Here is a 20,355-nt window from a genome sequence, read left to right as displayed (position 1 = left end):
GGTGCGCTGGCCACGGCAGGCGATGTGGCTGCTGTTCGTCCTCCTACTCCTGGTCGGCCCGCCGGCGATTCTGGTGTCCCTGGTGGGCTCGCCTGTATCCGGGTGGCCGAGTGGGGAGCAGGTTCGGGCGTGGGTGCAGCAGCCCTTGACCGAGCAGACCCTGGCTATCGCACTGACCGTCGGGGCTTGGCTGGTGTGGCTGGTGCTGGCCTACACGGTCACCGTTCGGGTCCTGGCCCGCCTGCGCGCGAGCGTGGCCTGGTTGCGCCGCCTGCCGCTACCCACGCCGATACAGGCCACGGCCAGCGGGATGGCCGGCGCTGCCGTGTTCGGGGTCAGCGCCAACACCGCCACCACCGCGCCGCCGCAACCACCTTTGCCCGTGCCCGCCGCCCCCCTCGACAACTCCCTGTCCGCCGCGTCTGTCGACAACGACAGCGGGATCCTCAGCGGCGACGGAGTCACCGTGAACGGTGGCTGGCTGCCCCGCGACACCGCCGAGCAGGTCGCCGCCGCCGCGGCCTTGGTCTGGCTGCGCCGCCGCCGCGCCTACCAACCTCGTTCATCTGGCCCGCTCGGACGCGACGATCAGGACCTGAGCCCGCTGCCCACGACCGCCGCCGCGGTGCAGGCAGCCCTCGCTGATCACCCGTCGCCACCGGAAGCCGCCGGCGCCACCCCCTCTCCGGCGTCGCCAGCCGCGGGCGGGTTGCCCGCCAGCCTCGCCGTGCTTCCCGCCGCGGGGGTGGGGCTCATCGGGCCGGGCGCCCTGGCCGCGGGCAGGGGCCTGTTGGTCACCGGGCTGCTGGCCGGGCAACGCCATCCGACGGTGCCGCTGGTCATCACCAGGACAGCCCTGACCAGCCTGCTCGGCTCCGCCGAGACGCTCGGCCGGCGCCTGCCTCGGATGACCGTCGTGGGCAGCATCGACGAGGCGGTCCAGTCCCTCCAGATCCGGCCCGACGACTGTGCGGACGCCACAGCGGATGAGCCGCAACGGCAGACCGACGAGACGACCGTTGCCGCGCATCCCGCTCCTGTCGTGATCGTCGAGCACTGCGCCGAGCTCGACCGCGTGGAACGCCTGGCGGGCGTGACGGCTGCCGGAGCAGGCACCGTGGTGGTGCTGGGACGATGGGCGGCCGGTCCGACCTGGCAGGTTGATCCCACTGGGTACACCCACGACCCGCGTCGACCCGGTTGGGCCGCGCCGCGGCTGTGTGTCCTCGACGCCGTGGCGGCCACCGATCTGCTCACCGTGATCGCCCACACCAATCCACCACTCGACAATCCCGCCGCAGACTCGCTATCGGACACCGTCGCGCCGACGGGGCGGCGGGTCCCGCGGCAATCGACCCGACAAAGCCACCCGCCCGCCAGGGGCCCGCGCCGGCGGCTGGAGCTGCGGGTCTTGGGCGAGCCGACCCTGCTCCTCGACGGTGAGCCGCTGGCCATCCGCCGCAGCGCGGCCGTGCAGGTCCTGGTCTTCCTCGCCGCCCACCCCGACGGGGCAGGCGCCGCGGACCTGATCACCGCCATCTGGCCGGGTCTGCCCCGACACTCGGTGACCGGCCGGCTCTACACCACCCTCAGCGAGCTGCGCCGCCACGTCCACACGGGCTGGGGCCTGAACCTTCTCGAGCACACCGACGAGCGCTACCGCCTCAACCCCGCCCAGGTGGACGTCGACCTGTGGCGACTCCACGCCGCCGTCCAGCACGCCGCTACCGCCGTCACCAACACCGCCATCGCCTGGGAGGCCGTCATCGACGCCTACCCCGACACTCTCGCCGCCGGCCGCACCTGGGCCTGGCTCGACCCCATCCGAGAAACCGTGCGCCGGCACGTCATCGACGCCCACGTCGCCGCCGCTGCCGCCGAACCTGATCCCCGCCGCGCCTTGGACCTGCTGCAAGGTGGCATCCGCGTCGACCCGTACAACGCCGACCTGCAGGCCCGCGTGATGAACGCCCTCGAGGCCCTCGGCGATCACGACGCGGCCGGCAACCTGCACGACAGCTACACCCGCCGTCTCGCCGAGGCGGGCCTCGACGTCGACGAGAAAGCGCGCCACAAGATGGGCAGGACCAGCGCCGTTGGTCGGTAACCGCACCGTCTACCACCGGTCCCGTAGATGACCTTGCCGCCCGAGCGCGGACGCTGTCACCGCTTGACACTCCCGCCGCGGAGCGGGTGCCCTGCTCTGGCGGTGTCAGGATCCAGCGGCGATGAAGTAGCCGGCTTGGTCGACGATGACGTGGGTGCTACCCGAGCTGTTGTTGTGCAGCGAGATCCTGGCGCCGGTGGTCTTCACGACGGTGAGGTTCGACGCGGTCTCTCCGGCGAGGAAGTTGACGTTCGAGGCTGTCGGCCGGGGCTCATGGTCCGGGTAAGCGGTCAGCACCCCAGCCGCCGTGGGTCCGGTGATCGTCAGGTTCGCGACCAGAGCACTCTGCAACGGGCAGTTGGTGTTGCACCGGATGCCAGACACAATGTAGTTAGCGCTGACGGCGGCTGCCTCTTGCTTCGCGAGAGGGCCGGCGGTGCGGCCGATCAGCCCGATGCCCGTCCGACTGTCCGCGAGGCGGAACGGCCCGAACGGCACATAACTTTGGCTCGCGCCGGAAGCGGCCGAGCCGAAGTAGCCGGCCAGGTCGACGACCACGTCGGTGTTGCCCGCGCTGGCGTTGCGGATGAGCACCTTGCCCCCGACCACCGGAACGATCACCAGGTTGGGCACTGTCTGCCCGGCGACGAAGTTCAGGTTGGAGGCGACCGGCAGCGCGGTGCCATCCGGGTAGAGCTTGAGAACGCCACTGGCCGTCGGGCGGGTGACGGTGACGTTGAGGATCGCCGCGGTCGCGTCGTCAGGCAGGGTGCTCGACAGGTCGAGGCGATGGTCGGCATTGGCGGTGATCGCGCCCGCGGCGACGGCGCGGGTGTCCAGAACCCGGGTCGGAGACAGGGATTTCAGACCGGAGCCCAGCCGGCTGTAGAAGCCCTGCAGGTCCGCAATCAAATGAACGGTCCCACTGCCGCTGTTGCTGAATCGGATCTTGCCGTTCGTCATCGGCACGGTGACCAGATTCGGCACCGTCTCCTTCGCCACGAAGTTGACGTTCGACGCGATCGGTTACACCCGATCCTCGGGAAACACGGTGATGAAGCCGGCGGAGCTGGGCTGGGTGACGGTCACGTTAAGCACGACAGCGCTGATGTCGGCGGCGGGCACCTGTCCGATGCTCGGGATCGGCAGCACAATCTCGGAGTTCGGGGCGACCGGGGTGGTGGTGGCGGTGCCGATCGCGGCGCGGGTATCCAGTAGCCGGGTCGGTGCCAGCGGCGTGTAAAGGGAACCCACGATGGTGCAGCTGCCGTACAAGCCGTATCCGGCCCGTGACCGGAAGCCGTCGAAGTTGGCCCAGATGTCCACGCACGCGGATCCGGCTCTGCGGTAGGAGTGCTGGGCCGTGGGGGTATTAGTGACCCGCCAGAAACGCTCGTCGCTGAACCTGTACGCGAACCTGCCCACGTTCTGCTCGCGCGCCCAGGTGTGTCGGGGAGCGGCGATCGCCTCAGCCGAGCTGCCACCAGGTGCGCGTCGGACGCTGTAGGTGCCAGCGGTGACCGGCCCCTGCAGCTCCACCGCGCCCCGGTCGCGGTAGCCGCTGCCGGTGTTGGCGACGGCCGGGTTGTCGGTGGCGGGATTGCCGAGCATGTCGGTCGGTGGCAGCCCGGGCGCCGTCGCGTCCGCGGAGTCGATCGCAGGCGAGGCCTGGTTGGGCAGATATCCGCCCCGTTCCGGGCCCGGGGGGCCGGCCGGAATGAGTGGATCGGCGGCGATGTCGTGGACGCCATGTCCGGTTGCCTGGCTGAACGCCGGCAGCGCCCAGAAACTAGTGCCGCCCCACGAGTAGAGCGCGCCGCCGGTGATCGGGTCGATGAGGTTGTAGTCGGCCGTCGTCTGCGCGGTCGACGCCGCCGACACGGACACAGCTGTCGCGTTCTCCGGCGTCGCGCAGGGGCGGCGCCCGATGTTGGTCCGTACGATGTTGTTGCGGATCGACGCGCCTGGCGACGTGCCGACCAGGTCGATGCCACGGCTGCAGTAGCTCAGGATGGTGTTGCCCGACACGACGGCGCCCGGCGCGTCGCGGACGAGGACACCACCAAACGAGATTTGGTTCGCGGTCACTACGGCGTTGCTGACGCCGGCGTCGATGACGACAGTCGGCCCGGTGATACTGGCGAGGTAGCTGCGGCTGATCGTGACGGCGGTGGAGCCCCCAGTAACCCGGACCTCGCTGGAGCCCTCCGACCGGATCGCGGCGAAGCTATCCACGGTGATCCGGTCCGATCCGTCGATTAGCACGGTTTCATGCCCGGGCGCGGCGCCGGCGGTGAAGCCCTCGATGACCACGTCATGGACGTGCGACAGCGAGAAGATGTTCCCGGAAACGGTAGGCAGGCTGGTGTAGTTGCCGACGTGCACAATGCCGTCAGGGCTGTTCACAGCCCGGAAGGTGATCGGCGCGGACTCGGTGCCCGAGCGGGTGATCGACACCGCCTCGGGGTAATCGCCGGGCTGCACCAGCACCGTCTGGCCAGCCACGGCCACGGCCGCAGCGGCGGAGATGGTGCAGTACGGCGAATCAGGGGACCCATCCGCGGTGGCCGTGCAGTGGTTCTTGCTGACGTAAACCTCGGCCCCGGCAGTGGCCACGGCGGTGGCGTCCGAGGTCGGCGCCGCCGCCGCCACGGGCGCCGCCTCCACCAGACCGACCGCCCCAAGCAAAGGCACGATCGCGAGCAGTGACCACCAACGCTTGTTCATCCCGGCCCCCGTGCCAGATCGATCATGCTTCGGCCGGAGCGTACAGCAGCCCACATCGGCACCGGCAGCGTCGAGTTGGCCAATCAGCAACCAGGGCGGGAACAGCTGAACCACCGCGACCGCGAGTGCGACGGACTCGACAGCCGGCACATAGCTGCCGCCGCCGAGGCACTCACATCATCGAGCTCTTCAACCAACTGATCATCATGGACGGCGTGGCCGTTCGTCATTTGCCTGCTGTGATGTCGCGGCTGGCATTGCGCATGAGCCCACACGCCCTGGCTGCGGTGCGCATGAGCCACACGCCCTGGGTGTGGTCGGCCGCGCCCCACAGCGCGACCCCGTAGCCAGCTCTCCAGGCACCCGCAACCCGTGCTGACCTGCCCGTGTGAGGTCGTGTGAGGCGGTGTGAGGTGCTGTAAGGCCTCACCGCGCTCCGCAGCCACATCGACGGCCGTAACGTCACGGCACTACCCGCCCAGAGCTCTACAGGCGTCCGATCGCCAGGGGAGCGGGCTACGCCAGCTACGGGCGAAGGAGGCCAGATGACATCCCGAGCAGCTCTCGTCGCCGCGATCGCCACATCCGTACTGTGCACGGCCGCCGGGCCCGTCGTCATCGCCGCCACTGGAGCGTGGACGCCCGAGCTCCCCTCACCGACCGCCAGCGTCCGGCAATGGATAGCCCAACCGATGAGCACCGGCTTCGTCATCGCCTTGGCCGGCGCGGGCGCGGTGACGCTGTGGCTGCTGCTGATCATGACCGTCCTCGTGCGCGCCTACACCGCGCTGGCCCGCCGGCTGCGCTTCGCGCCCACATTCCGGCTTCCCGGCCCTGTCCAGGGCCTCACCGCGGCGCTGCTCGGCGCGACCGCCGTCACGACCGTCACGGGCGCCACCGCGCACGCCAACCCCGCGACCACCACCGGCGGCAGCGATCAGCCGCACGACACCGAGACAGCTGCCGTACCCGCACCGCTGCGCGACCAGGCGCAGCGAGATACGCGATCAGCAGACCAAACCCCCACCTACACCGTCGAACACGGCGACAGCCTGTCGGAAATCGCCGAGCAGCGGCTCGGTGACGCCGACCGATGGCCGGAAATCTTCGCCCTCAACCGCGGCACCCGCTTCGTCGACGTCGGCGGCACGCTACGCAATCCGAACGTCATCCACCCCGGCTGGACACTCGACCTACCCGCCGACGCCGCCACACCGTCCAGGCAACGACCCCGACCACCCACCGCGACGGCGCCGCCGAGCAGCAGCGGGTCCCACGCGGACCCATCGGCACGCAATCCCGACGCGACCACGTCGCCACCGGCCACGTCGCCCGGCCCGCAGCACGCTTCGACCCCAGCCACGGACAGCAGCCCCACCGCCGTCGCCACCCCCACCACGACTACCGGCCGGGCCAGCCCCGCAGCAACAGACACCCGCCGCCTGAACGAACAGGCCTGCCGCGGTGTGTCGCTGCCCAGCGGCAGCTGGGTGGACCTTGGCCTGGCCCTGGCAGTCGCCGCCGCGGTCGCGCTGGTGTGGGCACACCGGCAACGCCGCTACATCCCCCGCGCACCGTCCACCCGACCTCGCCTCGACGAGGCAACCCTGGCCCCGATGCCACGCGTGGTCGATCAGATCCGCCGCGGCCTACGCACCACCGCCGGCGTCCCCGACCCACAACAACCCGCGCCACTGCAGCACGACACGAACCAGAATGACCTCGACGACGAGTATCAGTTCGCCAGCGGCGACAGGGAACTCGACGGCCAGCAGCCGGACGACGACAATCCGCCGAACCTCGCCGGCAGCGGTGCGGCGGGCGACCCCCTGCCCGTGCCAACGCTGGATGATCCGCTGTCGGTGCTCTGGCCCGCCGCGGGGATGGGCCTAACCGGGCCCGGCGCGCACGCCGCCGCCCGGGGATTCCTCACCGCCGCGCTCGCCACCGGCAATGTGGAGCAGCCGCAGCCACGCACCGGGGTGCTGATTTCCTCGACGACCGCAGCCACGCTGCTCGACGCCGCGGCAGCGACCCTGCCCCGGACACCCCGGTTAACCATCACCACTAGCCTCGACGAGGCCCTGAACATCCTGGAAGCACAGACAATGCGGCGCACCCGCCTGCTCTACCGCCACGAAGCCGACAGCGTCGCCGAGCTGCGCCGCACCGACCCGCACGGCGAACCCCTCCCGCCGCTCATGCTGATCGCCGAGACCGCCAGCCGCCACGAACGCGCCCGCGTTGCCGCCCTGCTCGCCCAAGGGCAACGTCTCGACATCCGCGGGGTGCTGCTAGGCGACTGGCCCGTCGGCAGGACCGTCACCGTCGCCGTCGACGGCGCCACCACCCGGGCCGGCGGTGAAGAAACCAGCGACAGCAGCTATCCCGCCAACATCGGCCGCGTCACCGTCCTCGACCCCGCCGAAACCGCCGACCTGCTCGTCACGCTCGCCGAGGCCCACGCCGGGCAGCCACAAGTCGCCGGATCTTCCGAACGCGCGCCTCAAGCACCGGCCGAGGCGTTCGTCTCACCCGCGGCCGCCGGCACCGCCGACAGCCCACCCTCTTCCGGCGTCCCCACCGACCGGGACACGACAGCGGAGAACGACAGTCAGACCGACGACCCCAGGGGCGCCACCGCGACGACAGCGGACGACGTCGGCAGCACCGCCACCGGTGCCCCGCCAGCCCCAGTCGCCGAGCCGCGCCACGGGTCAGGGGAGTCAGCTACAGCCAGCGGTGAAGCCGACGCGACAGCACGGCCAATGGGCAACGCGCACGACCGCGAGCCCGCGCCGCGCCCGCTGCGGGTGCGGGTGTTGGGCACACCCGGCGTCGTCGACGGCGACCCTCAGCGCACCCCGCGCGCCAAGTCCCTGGAACTGTTGGTGTACCTGGCAGCGCACAGCGGTGCGGCCTCGACGGAGGCGATCCTCGACGACCTGCTGCCCGACGCCCCCTCCAGCAAAGCCCCAGGCCGGCTCTACACCTACGTCTCCGGACTACGCGCGTACTTGCGCCACAACGGCGGACCCGGCACCTACGTCAGCCACCCCGACCACCGCTACCTACTCCACCCTGACACCCTCGACATCGACCTGTGGCGCATGCGGACCGCGATCCGGGAAGCCGAACAAGCGACCGACCCGCACACCCGCGCCGCCGCGCTGCGCCGCGCCGTCGACGCCTACACCGGTCCCCTCGCCGACGGCTGCGACTACGAATGGATCGAGCCCTACCGCGAAGCGGTCCGCCGGGACGCCCTCGACGCGCAGCTCGCCCTCGCCGACGCCCTGGCCGACGAACCGGCGCAGCAGATCGCCGTGCTCGACGCGGCCATCGCCCACCACCCGCACCACGAGGCCCTCTACCAGGCGGCGATGCGCGCCCGCGCAGAACTGGGGCAACCCGACGCGATCCGCGCGCTGCGCCGCACCCTGGCCCGCCGCCTCAACGAGATCGACGCCGAACCCGCCGACGACACCCTCACCCTGGCCGACCGACTCATCACCGAGCTGCAACAACGCCGCGGCCGGCATCCTTCGGGCGACGGGAGCGCCGCATGAACCCAGACCCCCACACCACCAAGCCGGCCAACGCAAGAACCCCGGCCATCACCCTGACCGACACACAACTGCGCCGGCTGCGATGGGCCGTGCGCGCCACTCTCACCCTCGGCGTCGCCGCGTCCGTGGCCGCGAACGTCCTGCACGCCCGCCCGAACCCCATAAGCCAAATCATCGCCGCCTGGCCGCCCCTGGCGCTGATGCTCACCGTCGAACTGATCTCCCGCGTTCCCCACCACCGCTGGTTCCTCGGCGCCATCCGCATCACCGCAGCCGCCATCATCGCCATCATCGCCGGCTGGGTGTCGTACTGGCACCTGGTCGGCGTCGCCGCCCGCTACGGCGAAACCGGCTACGGCGCCGCCTACCTCCTGCCCATCTCCGTCGATGGGCTCGTCATCGTCGCCAGCGTCAGCCTCGTCGAGATCACCGCCCAAATCCGAAGTGCCACACCCGCGACGGATTCGCCCTCCGCTGACCCGATCCCGACGCCCGATCCTCACGACGACGACCGAAAGAAGCCGCGCCCCCCCAGCAGCCTGGCCACGAAAGCTACCGCTCCGGAAACGACCGCCACGCCAGAACGCACCACTCGGACACGAACGCACGGCACCGATGACGTGCCGCGAGTAACGACGCCGCCGCCGAAAGCTGGCGCCTTTCAGCCGCCAGCCGCGGACAGCCAAGGCGCCGACCGGGACGAGCCGAAAGACGCTGCCGCAGACGATGTGCCGACGGAGACCGCCGGCGCGGTGGCCCACTGGCGCCGTCGCGACCCCACCCTGCACCCGGCGGACATCGCCACGCGGATCGGCAAGTCCGAGCGCACCGTCCGCCGCCACTGGTCGCCGCGGACCACGAACGGCACACCGCACGCCAACAAGCACCTCACCGGCAGTCCGCGCCGCTGACACCTCTGCAGACCGGCGCCCGGTCAGCGGCAGCTCACACCCATCCAACCGGCCGATGCGTCAGTCGGCCGAGGGCTGGCCGAGGACGCAATCCGTGATCAGTAGTGAGCGAGGACCTGCGTGACAGGATGGCCGAGAATCGCGCCCACCTCAGCGAGTTCCTGGGCGTCAAGTTCGTATCTCCCACGAGCCGGGTTCATCGCGATGACTTCGAATCGCGCGAAGCCGACTGGCCCGTCGTAGCGCAGCGCGTCCAACAAGACCACCGCGCCGCAGCACGGCGCCGTGACGCCCAGGCTTTCGTAGCTTCCGCTATCCTCCTCGATCAGGCCAAAGAACCACTCCAGATCGATGTCTCCGTCACAAAGGGTGCACCCGATCCGGGTGGTGTTCTCGCCGGCGTCGATCAGGTTGACCTGCTCATAGAACTCGTAGTCGACGCGCTTATCGGCATTGTCGGAACCGGAGAAGAGTTGAGAGCCGTAGGCTGCGGCCGCTTCGGCGGGCCCCGAGGCGGGCTGCCAGTTTAGGTCTGTTGGAATCAGGCGGATGTACCCATCGCTCGCGGCGCCAACGATGCATGATCGCGTTGCTTGCACCAACGCCTGGTGATTAGGACCCTGGCTGCCCGGGGTCGGCATCGACCCACAGATCCGAATGTCTGACATTGAAAGGCGGTCACCCTACGAGCCGGCGGCACGCCTCCCGGCTGCGCGGTAATCCGGCCTCCTTGAAGACGAGCCCGCAGCTCCCGTTAGTCGGCTTCCAGAGTTCGTCGTTGCTCACCAGCGCCCGAGCCAGCGCACGCTGTGTTTCGGTAAGGGGCCGGTGCTTCGCATACGGCCTGGGTGAGGCGAAGCGCACCAACGCGTCCCAGCCGTCGTCGAAGCCGGCCCAACTGTCCCGACTGGCCACCTGACAAGCGGCCGCGGCGATCTCGTCGAAGTCAGCGGCGACGCGGATCGCCGCGGCGACGAGCGCGAACTGGTGCACTCCTGGAGGCGGTGGCTCAGCCAGCGGGGCCAGGATCAGCTCACGGCTGCACGGATCGTCGTCGTGGGCCGGCGCGGCCCGGAGCCGGACCGCCGGTCCGGGTCGGTGAGCCAGCTGCGAAGGTCGGCACCGAGCTGGCCGAGGCAGCCCAACCACTCCGCCTGCGGCCCGGCGCCTCGCTCAGACCATTCCAGGACGAGCGCCGCCAGCTCCTCCCGCCGGTCCGCTAGTGACGGTATCCGCGCAATCGCGACAAGGTTCTCCGCGCGGAACAGCGCCCGGTCCGGCGGGGACGGCGTGAGCAGCGGAAGCACCACCGGGTACGCCTGCGCCACGGCGTCGGCGAGGTCCGGCAACATCTCGGCGAAGTAGCGATCGTCGGCCAGGTCGGTCACACTCATGGCCCCGTCACCCAGAAACTCCAGAAGCGCTTCCAATCTGTCCGGGTGGGCCCTCCGATCGGCGAGCAGCGCGGTCACAGCCCGCACTACCGGCGCGGTCGCCGTCTCCGGAAAGCCCTGGCGCAGCAACGCGATGTCGAACTGATCCAGCGCGGCCTCGCGGGCCTCGGCGTTACCGGACTCCAGCGCGGCCAGGTGCCCCCGGGTGTCCGTCGCCCAGCCGTACGCGTGCCGGAGCCGACCCCAGTTAGCCGTTGTCACCACGTCGTTCACAGTCCGCCAACAGGCGCATTGCTCCCGCCAGATGCCCAAGTTGTCGTTAGTCAGCCACAGGCCAGTGTCATCTTGCATCGGTACGGCAAAAGGCATGGCGCCACCGCATGATAGCCAATGATCGCAAGCTTCACCTTTACGACTACGGCGGCCAGTCCACCGATAGGCGGCGGGAGACGATCGAGGGCTGGAAGCGTCGCACGTCCTGCAGCCAGCGCACGTACCGCTCGGTCTCCGCGCGCCTGGTCGACAGTGGCTGCAGCTCCTGGCCAGTGCAGCAGGTCAGGAAGACACGCAGGCCGGACTCGGTGTGCAACTGCGTGTCACCGCGGTACCGACCGAGGTAGGCGGCGACCGCCGCACGGAGAACCACACAATCAGGAGACGACGCTGGGATCGGAAGCGGGAGAGGAAGTCATACCTCACGGTGCGTCACCAGTTACAGTCAGCGTCAACCTCTCCGCGTGGCAGATCAGGATGCCGGCGCACTACGGTCGACCGTTGGCACGACGGCGTCAACCTCGAACTCCACCAACCACCCTGGATCGATGAAACGCGATACTTCTACGAACGTGCAGGCCGGTCGTACCTGATAGAACCGTTCGCCGTGGGCGCGCGCAGCCTCCCGCCAACGGGTGATGTCGACAAGCATGACCCTGGTCCTGATGACGTCAGCCAGCGTCGCGCCGGCCTCGCGCAGCGCTTGCTCGGCGATGTCCAGGCAACGCACGGACTGCGCGTACACATCTCCCGGGCCGGCGGTGGCACCGTCATCCGCGATCGGCGCCGTGCCGGCCACGGACACGTATGGCCCGATACGCACGGCGCGTGAGAAGCCGATCTCGGGTTCCAGCGGTGAGCCCGAAGTCACCAAGTGGCGGAAAGAAGTCACGGTACATGAGCCTCGCAGACGATTGGCCGCGCCGGTGTCCCTCCCGGGCGCATTGCGCGTAGCATACTCATCTCGGCAGCTCAGGATGTCAGGCTTCACCGGACCGACCACCGAGTGAGAAGCTCGTCGTTCGCCTGCGTATGACTGGCGGCGTGTCCGTACACACGATCGCTGTTGCCGGTCGCCGTGGACCAAGGTGGCTCGAACAACATGGCGTGGCTGGTCATTCAGCGGTGATTAAGCCTGCTGCTCTGACAGCCGACCTCGGTGCGTTCTCGTTGCCCGTTCCGCCGCTGTTTGCCGCGCTGGCTCCATCGCGGAACATCCTCATCGCCGGAGCGGGCGGGGGCTTTGACGTGTACGTTGGCCTGCCCTTGGCGTTCGCTCTGCGGCGCGGCGGCGCACGGGCGCACCTGGCCAGCCTGTCCTTCTCCGAACTCGAGTTGATCGGCCAGGAGGCGTGGGTAGCGAAACACGTCGCGGCGGTGCAGCCCGACACTGCCAGCCCGGACTGGTACTTCCCCGAACGGACGCTCGCCCGGTGGCTGGCGGCTCAGGAACTGCCGTCGACCGTGTACGCCTTTTCGCCGCACGGTGTTTAGCCCTTACGGGCGGCGTACCGGTACCCAAAGGAGCTGACGATCAGCAACAATCGATCATCTACCACGGCAGGTGGTGCCCGAAGAATCTGCCCAAGTGGTGCTCGTTCAAGGTGCCGGAATCAGATGGGAGACGACGTCGCCACGTGCCACGTAGCCGGTCTGCAGGGCAAACGGGTGGTAGATGGCTGGACCGGTTTCGGGCGCGTGGTAGGCGCTGACCGCCAGGTTGGTCTCGGTCGTCGTCGCAAACCCGACCGGGTCGCTCACCGCTTCCTCGCCGACGCCGATCGTCACGTGCGGCGCCCGGCCGAAGGTGACCACGGTGTCGGTGCTTGCGATGATCGAAGATCCGGCTTCGAGTGCAGCCACCCGCGTACGGGCGATGGTGAGCGGCTGCTCGCCGTACAGGTTGCTGAGCCGTACTCGCAGACGCTCACGGTCACCACGCACTCGCACGACCTGACGCAGGGTTTGGTCGTGGCAGCCGCGGGACGGGGAGACGAGTGTCAGCGACTAGCTGCTCGGGTGATCTGCAGCCCGTGCTGGCGCAGCACGCGCCAGATCGGCTCGACTCCGCCGACGAGGCCCCGATGCTTGTCGACGAAGGCGACGAGCATGTCGTAGGCCGGTCGAGCTCGGCTGCGAGAGAGCCGACGCGGCCTTCAAGATCATTCGTCCGACGCAGCTCGGCGTTCTCCCGCCGCAGCCGCTTCAACTCCACCGACATCCTCCGACGTGAACCTGGGCCGCGCCGCCCGCTCCCGCAACTCCTGCGGATACGGCTTCGTTCCCGCTAGCTTTCGACCCTTCCCAAGCGGGGAAGTCTCTACAAGAACCGGGGCGGTTCACTCGCTTGGGAAACTTGCCGGGAGCGATGAACATCCGCTGAGCCGCGCCGGAGCTTGGATTGCGGCTGGTCGTGGTGCGAACTGCACGAGCGGCAATCGGGCTTGATCGGGCTCGTCGGGTTGCGCGCAGCGGATCCGGTGATAGCGCGCCCCGGCGTGGCCCGACGTAAGGTATCGATCCCTCGCCGCAGATGGCGACGCTGTTGGAGATCCTCTTGCGCATGTGCCGGCAGGATGTTAACCTCACTAACCAATAATTGACCGACCGGTCGGTCGGTTCTAATCGAAGGGAGTGACGAGACTTGAGCGCTCAGGTTGCTGACGGTACACAGCTGCTATCCCGCTGACGGCGGGCGCGGGCGGTGAGGCGGCATGGTTAGGGCGCAAGAGCTGGGGTCGGGAGCGAGTTGCTGCGGCAAGACGCCCGCCGCTAACGAGTTGGCCCGGCCGCTGCTCAGGGCAGGAATTGCCGCACGTCCTTTCCCTTGCATTCAGGGACACTCAACTTGGTTCCCTCTCGCCGCGTACAGCCAGTCACACGTCGCCACGGACGAGCCATCCTACCCCGGAGTCCCACTGCAATTCACACGATATGGAGGTGTCCGATGAGATTACGAATACGTACGGCAAATGCAACGGTAGCGGTTCTTGCCGCGATATGCGTCATAGTCGGCGGCGCTGGCGTTGCTAGGGGCGCACCGCCACAAAAGCCCGTCGCGGAGGTGTCCGTAGAACCACTTTACGCCTGGTTTACATTCTACAAAACGTCCCCGAGTTGGCACTGTAATCAGACCTTGGATACAGGAGCTTTCTACGAGCAGGCTTGCACCATTGTCAGCGGCAGATCCTACCAGGCTGCCTTGATTTTTGTGCCAAAATACACCGGTTACTATGAGGCTACGGCCTGGAGTCTCCGCAATGACGCTTACCAGGACGTCCGAACCTGCGGCGGCAAGTTGACTGCGTGGGTAAGAAAGGTGTGCTTCTCGCCCACGCGCACGGCAAACAGCGGGGACTTTGTATCAGGAAGTGTAGTCGATCCATGGTTTGAGGTTCTTCCCGCGCCCACCATCAGGGTCTCTTAGCTCGAATAGATGGATCTACGTCGCTGCACGTAGTTCGCGCCGCCGGTAGCTCAACCAAGCGAACCCGGACGTTCGGGCCGGTGGGGGACTGTGGATCTGACGGTGTTCCGGCCTGACTGCCCGGGCGTGACGCCCGGCGAGGAGGGTGCCGTGATGACCGCGACACTGGACGATGTGACCCCACGGAAGAAGCCTGAGCCGTCGGCGGAGGAGCAGGCCGCTGCCGAGCTGGTCCGGTGGCAAAGGAACAGGGCTTATCGCTGACTGGACTGGGCGGGCTGCTCAGGCAGCTGACCAAGACGGCGCTGAACGAGGAGATGACCGAGTACCTGGGCTATGAGAAGCCCGATCCAGCCGGCTCGGGGTCGGGCAACATCCGCAACGGCATCCGGTCCAAGACGGTGCCGACCGAGGCGACTGGCCTTGTCGAGATCGACGTGCCGCGCGACAGGGCTGGGACGTTCGAACCGCAGATCGCTAAGAAGCGGCATCGCAGGTTGTCCGGGGCCGACGAAGTCGTGTTGTCGTTTATGTCAAAGGGCCGACGCCCCGTAGATCTCGGCACGCTTCGCCGAGATCTACGGGGCGTCGGTGTCGAAGGAGACGGTCTCCCCGATTACCGACAAGGTCATCGAGGAGATGACCGAGTGGTCGCACCGACCGTTGGACGAGATTTACGCCGCGGTGAGTTCGGCACCTCGACTGAGCACCACCCAGGCAGGTTCTTTGGTGCCAGGCGGAGCCGCTCGCGTCGGGACCATGATTCGATGACGGTCGTGATCGACGCTTGATTCGGGGCACCAGCCCGCAGGGGGCGGTCATGATCGGTAGGTTGTTTCGGCGTCACGGAGGTGTTGTGCGTCGTACCGGCGGCGGCACAAATGCCAGCGGGGCCGCGTCCCGGCTGGCGCGAATCTTTGAGTCGGGAATCCTCGACGCTGACCGCCTGGTGGGATACGTATGCCACGGATGGCTACACAGCGGCGAAGAAGCAAAGCGCGATGGTGCACGAACTCGGTCACGTTCTCGGTTTGGCGCACAGCGGAATCGGTCCGTGTGTCAGCGTTCCGGTGATGTATCCTTCGACTGACATTCGCTACGGCAATTGCCTGATCAACACTCCGAAAGCTGATGACGTCAACGCGGTCAACTTCATCTACTGACGGGGCAGGGGATGATCAGAAAACTCATGCTGGTGACCAGTGCGACTGCGGCCATCCTGCTCGGGGGGTGCAGCGCCGCGACCCAGCCCGCCCGGAAGACGACCGAGCTCAGCGGCAGCCGGGTCAAGGATTACGCGACGTTCGCTGCGCTAAAGAAGGAGAGCAGCGCCATCGTGCGGGTCTCGGCCGGTGACTCGCGTGTCGACGACTTGAACGGCGTTCCCGTCACCGTCACGACCGTGACGGTGCTTCGCGCACTGTCCGGGGCGGTGCCGTCGAACAAGCTGGCGGTTCAGCAGATGGGCGATGCGAGCATGTCCCTGCCGGACAGCTCGTCGATCCTGCTCAAGGGTCGGGAGTACCTGTTGTTCGTGACGCCCTTCCGCCTCACGCCCTCGGACGACACCGGGCGCTTCATCGTCACCGGGGACCAGGGCATCTACCTGCGCAACGAGGCCGCGCCCGGGCAGGGCGCCCGGGCACAGTTCGTCTTCGCCGGAGCAGGTCAGGCGCCGTCACAGGCGATGTCACTGCCTGCTGCGGACGTGGACTCTCTGCGATTCATGCGCTGACGCTGCGCCTGCAGCGACCAGACCAATCGACTGGCCGGCACCTGAGGGTGCCGGCCAGCTCCGTCCGTAGCCGGCGCGGCCGGCGCCCGGGTCACTCCTGGCACGGACAGCCGACGCTGACGTGCAATGCCGCAGGCAAGGGTGCCGAGCTCACCTTCCGACACGCGGAAGGCGCGCTTTGCGGTTGTTCCTCGACTTGTTGATATCGGCCAGTTACGTTGATCCCGGTCATATCGGGAGCCCGGGATGTTCACGCGTGTCGCGTTGTTTGACCGCATTCGCGCTGATCGGCGGGTGGATCCGTCGGTGTCGCAGCGGGAGTTGGCGCGTCGGTATCAGGTGTCGCGCCGCACCGTCCAGGCGGCGCTTGCCTCGGCGGTTCCGCCGCCGCGTAAGCCGCCGGTTCGCGGTCGGCCGTTGGCGCCGGGGCCGGTGCTCGCGGCAGAGGATGAGATGCTGCGCTCGGATGTGGTGGGGCCGCGTAAGCAGCGGCCCACGATTGAGCGGATCTGTCAGCGTCCGGCCCTCGAGCACGGTTTCACCGACGCGTCGTACTCGCGACCATGACAGCCACCATCGCACCCGCGAGCATCCGGGCGCTGCGGGAAGCGCCCGCCCGCGGCACGACGCAGCGGCAGGCTGACACCGCAGCCGACCCGAGCATGATCATCTCGAAGCGTCAGTGTCAGGACGTCACCGCCGGCGTGACGCCGGGCGTGACCATTGGGCGGTGGGGCGGCCGTTGAGACGCCACGGGTGCCCGGTGATCCGCGGCCAACCTTCAGGCGAGTTTTCCCAGTTCTCTTGCCGGCCGTACACCGTGAGGTCCAGGGCGTGGTAGCTGGTCGTCAACGCCTCCACGCCCCGCCCGGTGGTCCAGTAGGTTTCGTAGACCTGGTCGCCGTCGCGCAGGTAGCAGGCGATGAACCCGAATTCGCGACCGTCGGCCAGAGCCGGGTCGGAGTCTTTCGCCGAATACCAGGGGAACGGGTAGCCCATGAACTCCGCGAACGGGGCACTTTCGTCGTAGAGGCCTTGGCAGAACACGGCGTAGGTGACGTCCCGGGCGTGAAGGTAGTCCAGCATCTGCATGTGACAGGTCGAGAAGGTGCACCCCTCACACTGGTGCTCGTACGGTTTGCCGTCGTGCCACATATGGAAGTAGGCCATGAGCATCCGGCGGCCCTCGAAAACCTCCACCAGCGGGGTGTCCCCGCCGGGGCCCTGGACCGTCACCGTCGGCATCAAGGTCATCGGCAGCTGACGACGAGCGGCTGCGATCGCGTCTCCTTCGCGGGTATGGGCCTTCTCCCGGACCAGCAGTTCGTTGCGCTCGCGCAGCCAGGTCTCCCGGTTGACGACCGGGGGCGTGGCTGCGCTGGACGCGGGGGTTGCCGTCATGGCTGTCTCCTTCGCGGGGTGGGGATCGGTCACAGGTACAGACGACCGAGTCGGCGATCGTCATCGGTGACCGATGACGGATGGGTTCCGCGGTCGTCAGTACGGTTGTGAGGACGACTCAGCTCAGGGGAGATCACATGTCTGAGGCGCCTGACGAGCAGGCGGTCTGGCTGCAGCGCGCCTTCGACGAGCACCGGCGTGAGCTACACGTGCACTGCTACCGCCTCGCAGGGAACGTCACCGACGCGGACGACCTGGTGCAGGAGACCTTCCTGCGTGCCTGGCGGGCTCGCGACCGCTTCGAGGGGCGGGCGTCGGCGCGTACCTGGTTCTATCGGATCGCCACGAATGTCTTCCTCGACAGCCGCAAGGCGGCCGGTCACCGGACGGTACCGTATGGTGACCCGCTGGAGTGGTCCACCGAGCTCGGTCCCTATCCAGACGGCCTGTGGGCCGACGATCCGCAGACCGGTCTCACCGCACGGGAGACCGTCGAGCTGGCCCTGATCGCAGCGCTCATGTACCTGCCGCCGCGGCAGCGGGCGGCCTTCGTGCTGCGCGACGTCTACGGCTGGACGCCGCAGGAGATCGCCGGCGCGCTTGACACCGCCGTAGCGGCCGTCAACAGCCTCCTCCAGCGGGCCCGCCACACCCTCCGACGGCGCGCTCCGTCGGACCCACAGGACTGGCGCCGTCCGCAGCTCACCAGCGAGGACGAAGAGATCCTGCGCCGCTACGCCAACGCGAGGGACCCGGAGACGTTCCGGGCACTGCTCGCCGAGGATGTACGGATCACGATGCCGCCCGAGCCGCCGGTCGTCGGGATCGACGCGGCTGCGGAGTTCCTCGGCCGACCGCTCGACTGGCGTACGTTCCCCACCTCGGCCAACGGGCGCCCGGCACTGATTAACTATCTCCGCCGGCCCGGCAGCCCGCACTACGAGGCGTGCGTCGTCGACGTCCTCCGGATCGAGAATGGGAAGATCGTCGAGAGCAACGCCTTCATCGGTGCCCGTCACGTCGCCGCCTTCAGTATGCCCGCCACGCTCGAGCCCTAGGTTTTGCGGGCAGGACGTTGGTGACAGGCGGGGACGGTCACTATGCGATGGATGACTCCACGGGGTTGGGTTGGGCCGGGGCGCGCGTGGTTGCGAGCAGGTCGTCCAGCAGCGACCGCGTGTGGACGAGTTGGTCGATGTCGTTGGTGATCCGGCGGCGCTCTGCTTCGAGACGTTCGCGGCAATTGTCTAGCAGCAGGGATTCTCCGGACAGGCATGCCAGGATCTCGCCGATGAGGTCCATGCCGAGGCCTGCGGCGAGGAGGGTCTGGATGTGCGCCACCTTGCGGATTTCGGAGTCGGTGAAGATCCGGTACCCGCTGGGGGTTCGATCCGGCCTCAGGGCGCCCTTCTCCTCGTAATAGCGCAACGCTCGCACGCTGACTCCGGTCCGGTGCGCCAGCTCTCCGATTTTCACCTGGCCGCTCCGTTCGCTACTCAGGCTTGACTCTCACGCCGACGTGAGAGTTTAGCGTGCCAGGCATGCTCCGACTTGCCATCCTCATGTTCTGCGTTTTCAGCATCACCACCGGTGAATTCGTGGTGGCCGGAATCATGCCCGAAGTCGCCACCGACCTCGAGGTCACCGTCGGCACCGCAGGCCTGCTGGTCACCGCCTACGCCGTGGGCATGATCATCGGCGGCCCGGTGCTCACCGCGGTGACCGCCGGGATCGACAGGAAACGGCTGATGCTGGCACTGCTGGCTGTCGCGGTCGTCGGGAACGCGGTCTCCGCCCTCGCCCCCGAATTCTCCTTGCTTTTGACTGCCCGAGTGGTCACCGCGCTGGTGACCTCGACCTTCTTCGCCCAAGCCATCGTGATCGCAGTGCAGTCCGCGCCACCCGAGCGAGCCGGGACCATGGTTGCCCGGCTAGCGTTCGGGATGAATCTGGCCATGATCCTCGGAGCGCCCATCGGTACCCAGATCGGTAGTCAGTGGGGTTGGCGCGCGACGTTCGCCGCGATTGCCGTTGCGTGCCTGATCGGGCTGGGCCTTGTGTTCCTACAGCTCACACCGCCAAGCGATGTGAACCGCCCCGGGTTTGGTGGCGGCCCGACCTCTTCTGGAGGATCGAACCATGTCACGCCCTTCCCCTTATCCGCGTGAGTTGCGTGAGCGAGCGGTGCGGATGGTCGCCGAGGTGCGGCCGAACTACGAGTCTGAGTACGCGGCGATCGGCGCGGTGGCCCACAAGCTCGGGATCGGCACCGCGGAGACACTGCGTAAGTGGGTGCGCCAGGCCCAGGTCGACACCGGTGAGCGGACCGGGGTGAGCACCGACGAGTCGGCCGAGTTGAAGCGGTTGCGGCGGGAGAACGCGGAGCTGCGCCGGGCGAACGAGATCCTGAAGGCGGCGTCGGCTTTCTTCGCGGCCGAGCTCGACCGGCCACAGCCACGCTCGTGAGGTTCATCGACGAGCACAAGCAGGTGTTCGGCGTCGAGCCGATTTGCCGGATCCTGCGCGAGCACGGCTGGCAGATCACGGCCAGCACCTACCGGGCCGCCTGCCGGCACACGCCCTCGACCCGCTCGCGTCGGGACGCCTGGCTCGCTGGCGAGATTCGGCGGGTGCACGCGGCGAACTACGGCGTCTACGGGGCCCGGAAGGTGTGGCTGACCTTGAACCGTGAGGGCATCCCGGTGGCCCGGTGCACCGTCGAACGGCTCATGCGCCAGCTGGGACTACGCGGAATCGTGCGGGGCAAGACCCGACGCACCACGATCGCCGACGAGCACGCCCTGCGGCCGG

19 protein-coding genes and 2 pseudogenes are annotated in these 20,355 nt (G+C 68.3%); 11 read left to right on the top strand and 10 right to left on the bottom strand.

Annotation, left to right across the window (positions count from 1 at the left end):
* Nucleotide 1 precedes the first annotated feature (1 nt).
* Nucleotides 2–2,107, top strand: coding sequence for a hypothetical protein (locus tag ACIP9D_RS32230; protein WP_350877369.1), 2,106 nt, complete (start codon nt 2–4; stop codon nt 2,105–2,107).
* Between the two features lie 105 nt (nt 2,108–2,212).
* On the opposite strand, the gene ACIP9D_RS32225 is transcribed toward ACIP9D_RS32230, so the two are convergent.
* Nucleotides 2,213–3,109 (bottom strand): hypothetical protein, encoded by an 897-nt coding sequence (locus ACIP9D_RS32225; protein ID WP_350877367.1) that lies wholly within the window; start codon nt 3,107–3,109, stop codon nt 2,213–2,215.
* A gap of 24 nt (nt 3,110–3,133) precedes the next feature.
* Nucleotides 3,134–4,834, bottom strand: a complete 1,701-nt coding sequence (locus tag ACIP9D_RS32220) for a right-handed parallel beta-helix repeat-containing protein (RefSeq protein ID WP_350877365.1) — start codon at nt 4,832–4,834, stop codon at nt 3,134–3,136.
* Nucleotides 4,835–5,526: 692 nt separating this feature from the next.
* Between ACIP9D_RS32220 and ACIP9D_RS32215 the strand changes: the two genes are divergently transcribed.
* Together ACIP9D_RS32215 and ACIP9D_RS32210 are read left to right on the top strand one after the other, a co-directional pair.
* On the top strand, nt 5,527–8,403 hold the full coding sequence (locus ACIP9D_RS32215) for a BTAD domain-containing putative transcriptional regulator (protein ID WP_350877362.1): 2,877 nt from the start codon (nt 5,527–5,529) through the stop codon (nt 8,401–8,403).
* A complete protein-coding gene (locus ACIP9D_RS32210; protein ID WP_400451376.1) occupies nt 8,400–9,314 on the top strand; it encodes a DUF2637 domain-containing protein in 915 nt (304 codons plus the stop codon). Before ACIP9D_RS32215 ends, ACIP9D_RS32210 begins: the two co-directional genes overlap by 4 nt.
* A 98-nt stretch (nt 9,315–9,412) precedes the next feature.
* Here the strand turns inward: ACIP9D_RS32210 and ACIP9D_RS32205 are convergent, their stop codons facing one another.
* From ACIP9D_RS32205 to ACIP9D_RS32185, 5 genes are all read right to left on the bottom strand, one after another.
* Nucleotides 9,413–9,982 carry a hypothetical protein gene (locus ACIP9D_RS32205; RefSeq protein ID WP_350877360.1) on the bottom strand — a complete coding sequence of 190 codons (570 nt, stop codon included), beginning with the start codon at nt 9,980–9,982 and terminating at the stop codon, nt 9,413–9,415.
* A gap of 10 nt (nt 9,983–9,992) precedes the next feature.
* Nucleotides 9,993–10,307 carry a hypothetical protein gene (locus ACIP9D_RS32200; RefSeq protein WP_350877358.1) on the bottom strand — a complete coding sequence of 105 codons (315 nt, stop codon included), beginning with the start codon at nt 10,305–10,307 and terminating at the stop codon, nt 9,993–9,995.
* A gap of 35 nt (nt 10,308–10,342) precedes the next feature.
* Nucleotides 10,343–11,077 (bottom strand): hypothetical protein, encoded by a 735-nt coding sequence (locus ACIP9D_RS32195; RefSeq protein ID WP_350877356.1) that lies wholly within the window; start codon nt 11,075–11,077, stop codon nt 10,343–10,345.
* Between the two features lie 46 nt (nt 11,078–11,123).
* The gene (locus tag ACIP9D_RS32190) at nt 11,124–11,354 is read right to left on the bottom strand and encodes a hypothetical protein (protein ID WP_350877354.1); all 231 of its coding nucleotides are present in this window, start codon (nt 11,352–11,354) and stop codon (nt 11,124–11,126) included.
* Nucleotides 11,355–11,453: 99 nt separating this feature from the next.
* On the bottom strand, nt 11,454–11,873 hold the full coding sequence (locus ACIP9D_RS32185) for a RidA family protein (protein ID WP_350877352.1): 420 nt from the start codon (nt 11,871–11,873) through the stop codon (nt 11,454–11,456).
* Nucleotides 11,874–12,025: 152 nt separating this feature from the next.
* Between ACIP9D_RS32185 and ACIP9D_RS32180 the strand changes: the two genes are divergently transcribed.
* Complete coding sequence (locus ACIP9D_RS32180) at nt 12,026–12,475, top strand: hypothetical protein (protein WP_350877350.1); 450 nt, start codon at nt 12,026–12,028, stop codon at nt 12,473–12,475.
* Nucleotides 12,476–12,580: 105 nt separating this feature from the next.
* On the opposite strand, the gene ACIP9D_RS32175 is transcribed toward ACIP9D_RS32180, so the two are convergent.
* Entirely contained in the window at nt 12,581–12,925 is a 345-nt protein-coding gene (locus tag ACIP9D_RS32175; protein ID WP_350877348.1) for a hypothetical protein, read from the bottom strand.
* Between the two features lie 1,636 nt (nt 12,926–14,561).
* On the opposite strand from ACIP9D_RS32175, the pseudogene ACIP9D_RS32170 reads away from it, so the two are divergent.
* The 4 genes and pseudogenes from ACIP9D_RS32170 to ACIP9D_RS32155 form a co-directional block, all read left to right on the top strand.
* A pseudogene (locus tag ACIP9D_RS32170) lies at nt 14,562–15,095 on the top strand (transposase); the annotation flags it as partial.
* Between the two features lie 164 nt (nt 15,096–15,259).
* Nucleotides 15,260–15,571 carry a matrixin family metalloprotease gene (locus ACIP9D_RS32165; RefSeq protein WP_350877346.1) on the top strand — a complete coding sequence of 104 codons (312 nt, stop codon included), beginning with the start codon at nt 15,260–15,262 and terminating at the stop codon, nt 15,569–15,571.
* 11 nt (nt 15,572–15,582) lie between these two features.
* Complete coding sequence (locus ACIP9D_RS32160) at nt 15,583–16,143, top strand: hypothetical protein (protein WP_350877344.1); 561 nt, start codon at nt 15,583–15,585, stop codon at nt 16,141–16,143.
* Between the two features lie 246 nt (nt 16,144–16,389).
* Entirely contained in the window at nt 16,390–16,710 is a 321-nt protein-coding gene (locus tag ACIP9D_RS32155) for a hypothetical protein (RefSeq protein WP_350877342.1), read from the top strand.
* 126 nt (nt 16,711–16,836) lie between these two features.
* Here ACIP9D_RS32155 and ACIP9D_RS32150 read toward each other — a convergent pair whose 3' ends face one another.
* Nucleotides 16,837–17,544, bottom strand: coding sequence for a DUF899 family protein (locus ACIP9D_RS32150; protein WP_350877340.1), 708 nt, complete (start codon nt 17,542–17,544; stop codon nt 16,837–16,839).
* A gap of 137 nt (nt 17,545–17,681) precedes the next feature.
* Between ACIP9D_RS32150 and ACIP9D_RS32145 the strand changes: the two genes are divergently transcribed.
* Complete coding sequence (locus ACIP9D_RS32145) at nt 17,682–18,602, top strand: RNA polymerase subunit sigma-70 (RefSeq protein ID WP_350877338.1); 921 nt, start codon at nt 17,682–17,684, stop codon at nt 18,600–18,602.
* Between the two features lie 40 nt (nt 18,603–18,642).
* On the opposite strand, the gene ACIP9D_RS32140 is transcribed toward ACIP9D_RS32145, so the two are convergent.
* Nucleotides 18,643–19,020, bottom strand: a complete 378-nt coding sequence (locus ACIP9D_RS32140) for a MerR family transcriptional regulator (protein WP_350877336.1) — start codon at nt 19,018–19,020, stop codon at nt 18,643–18,645.
* A 65-nt stretch (nt 19,021–19,085) separates the two neighbouring features.
* Here ACIP9D_RS32140 and ACIP9D_RS32135 point away from each other — a divergent pair, with 65 nt between their 5' ends.
* A complete protein-coding gene (locus ACIP9D_RS32135; protein ID WP_350877334.1) occupies nt 19,086–19,712 on the top strand; it encodes an MFS transporter in 627 nt (208 codons plus the stop codon).
* Nucleotides 19,684–20,355 (top strand): annotated as a pseudogene (locus ACIP9D_RS32130) (IS3 family transposase); the annotation flags it as partial. The gene ACIP9D_RS32135 and the pseudogene ACIP9D_RS32130, both read left to right, overlap by 29 nt.

Origin of the sequence: Micromonospora sp. NPDC093243 (genome assembly GCF_044753725.1) — a bacterium.
Lineage (GTDB): Bacteria > Actinomycetota > Actinomycetes > Mycobacteriales > Micromonosporaceae > Micromonospora.
This window is presented reverse-complemented; position numbering and strand designations above follow the sequence as displayed.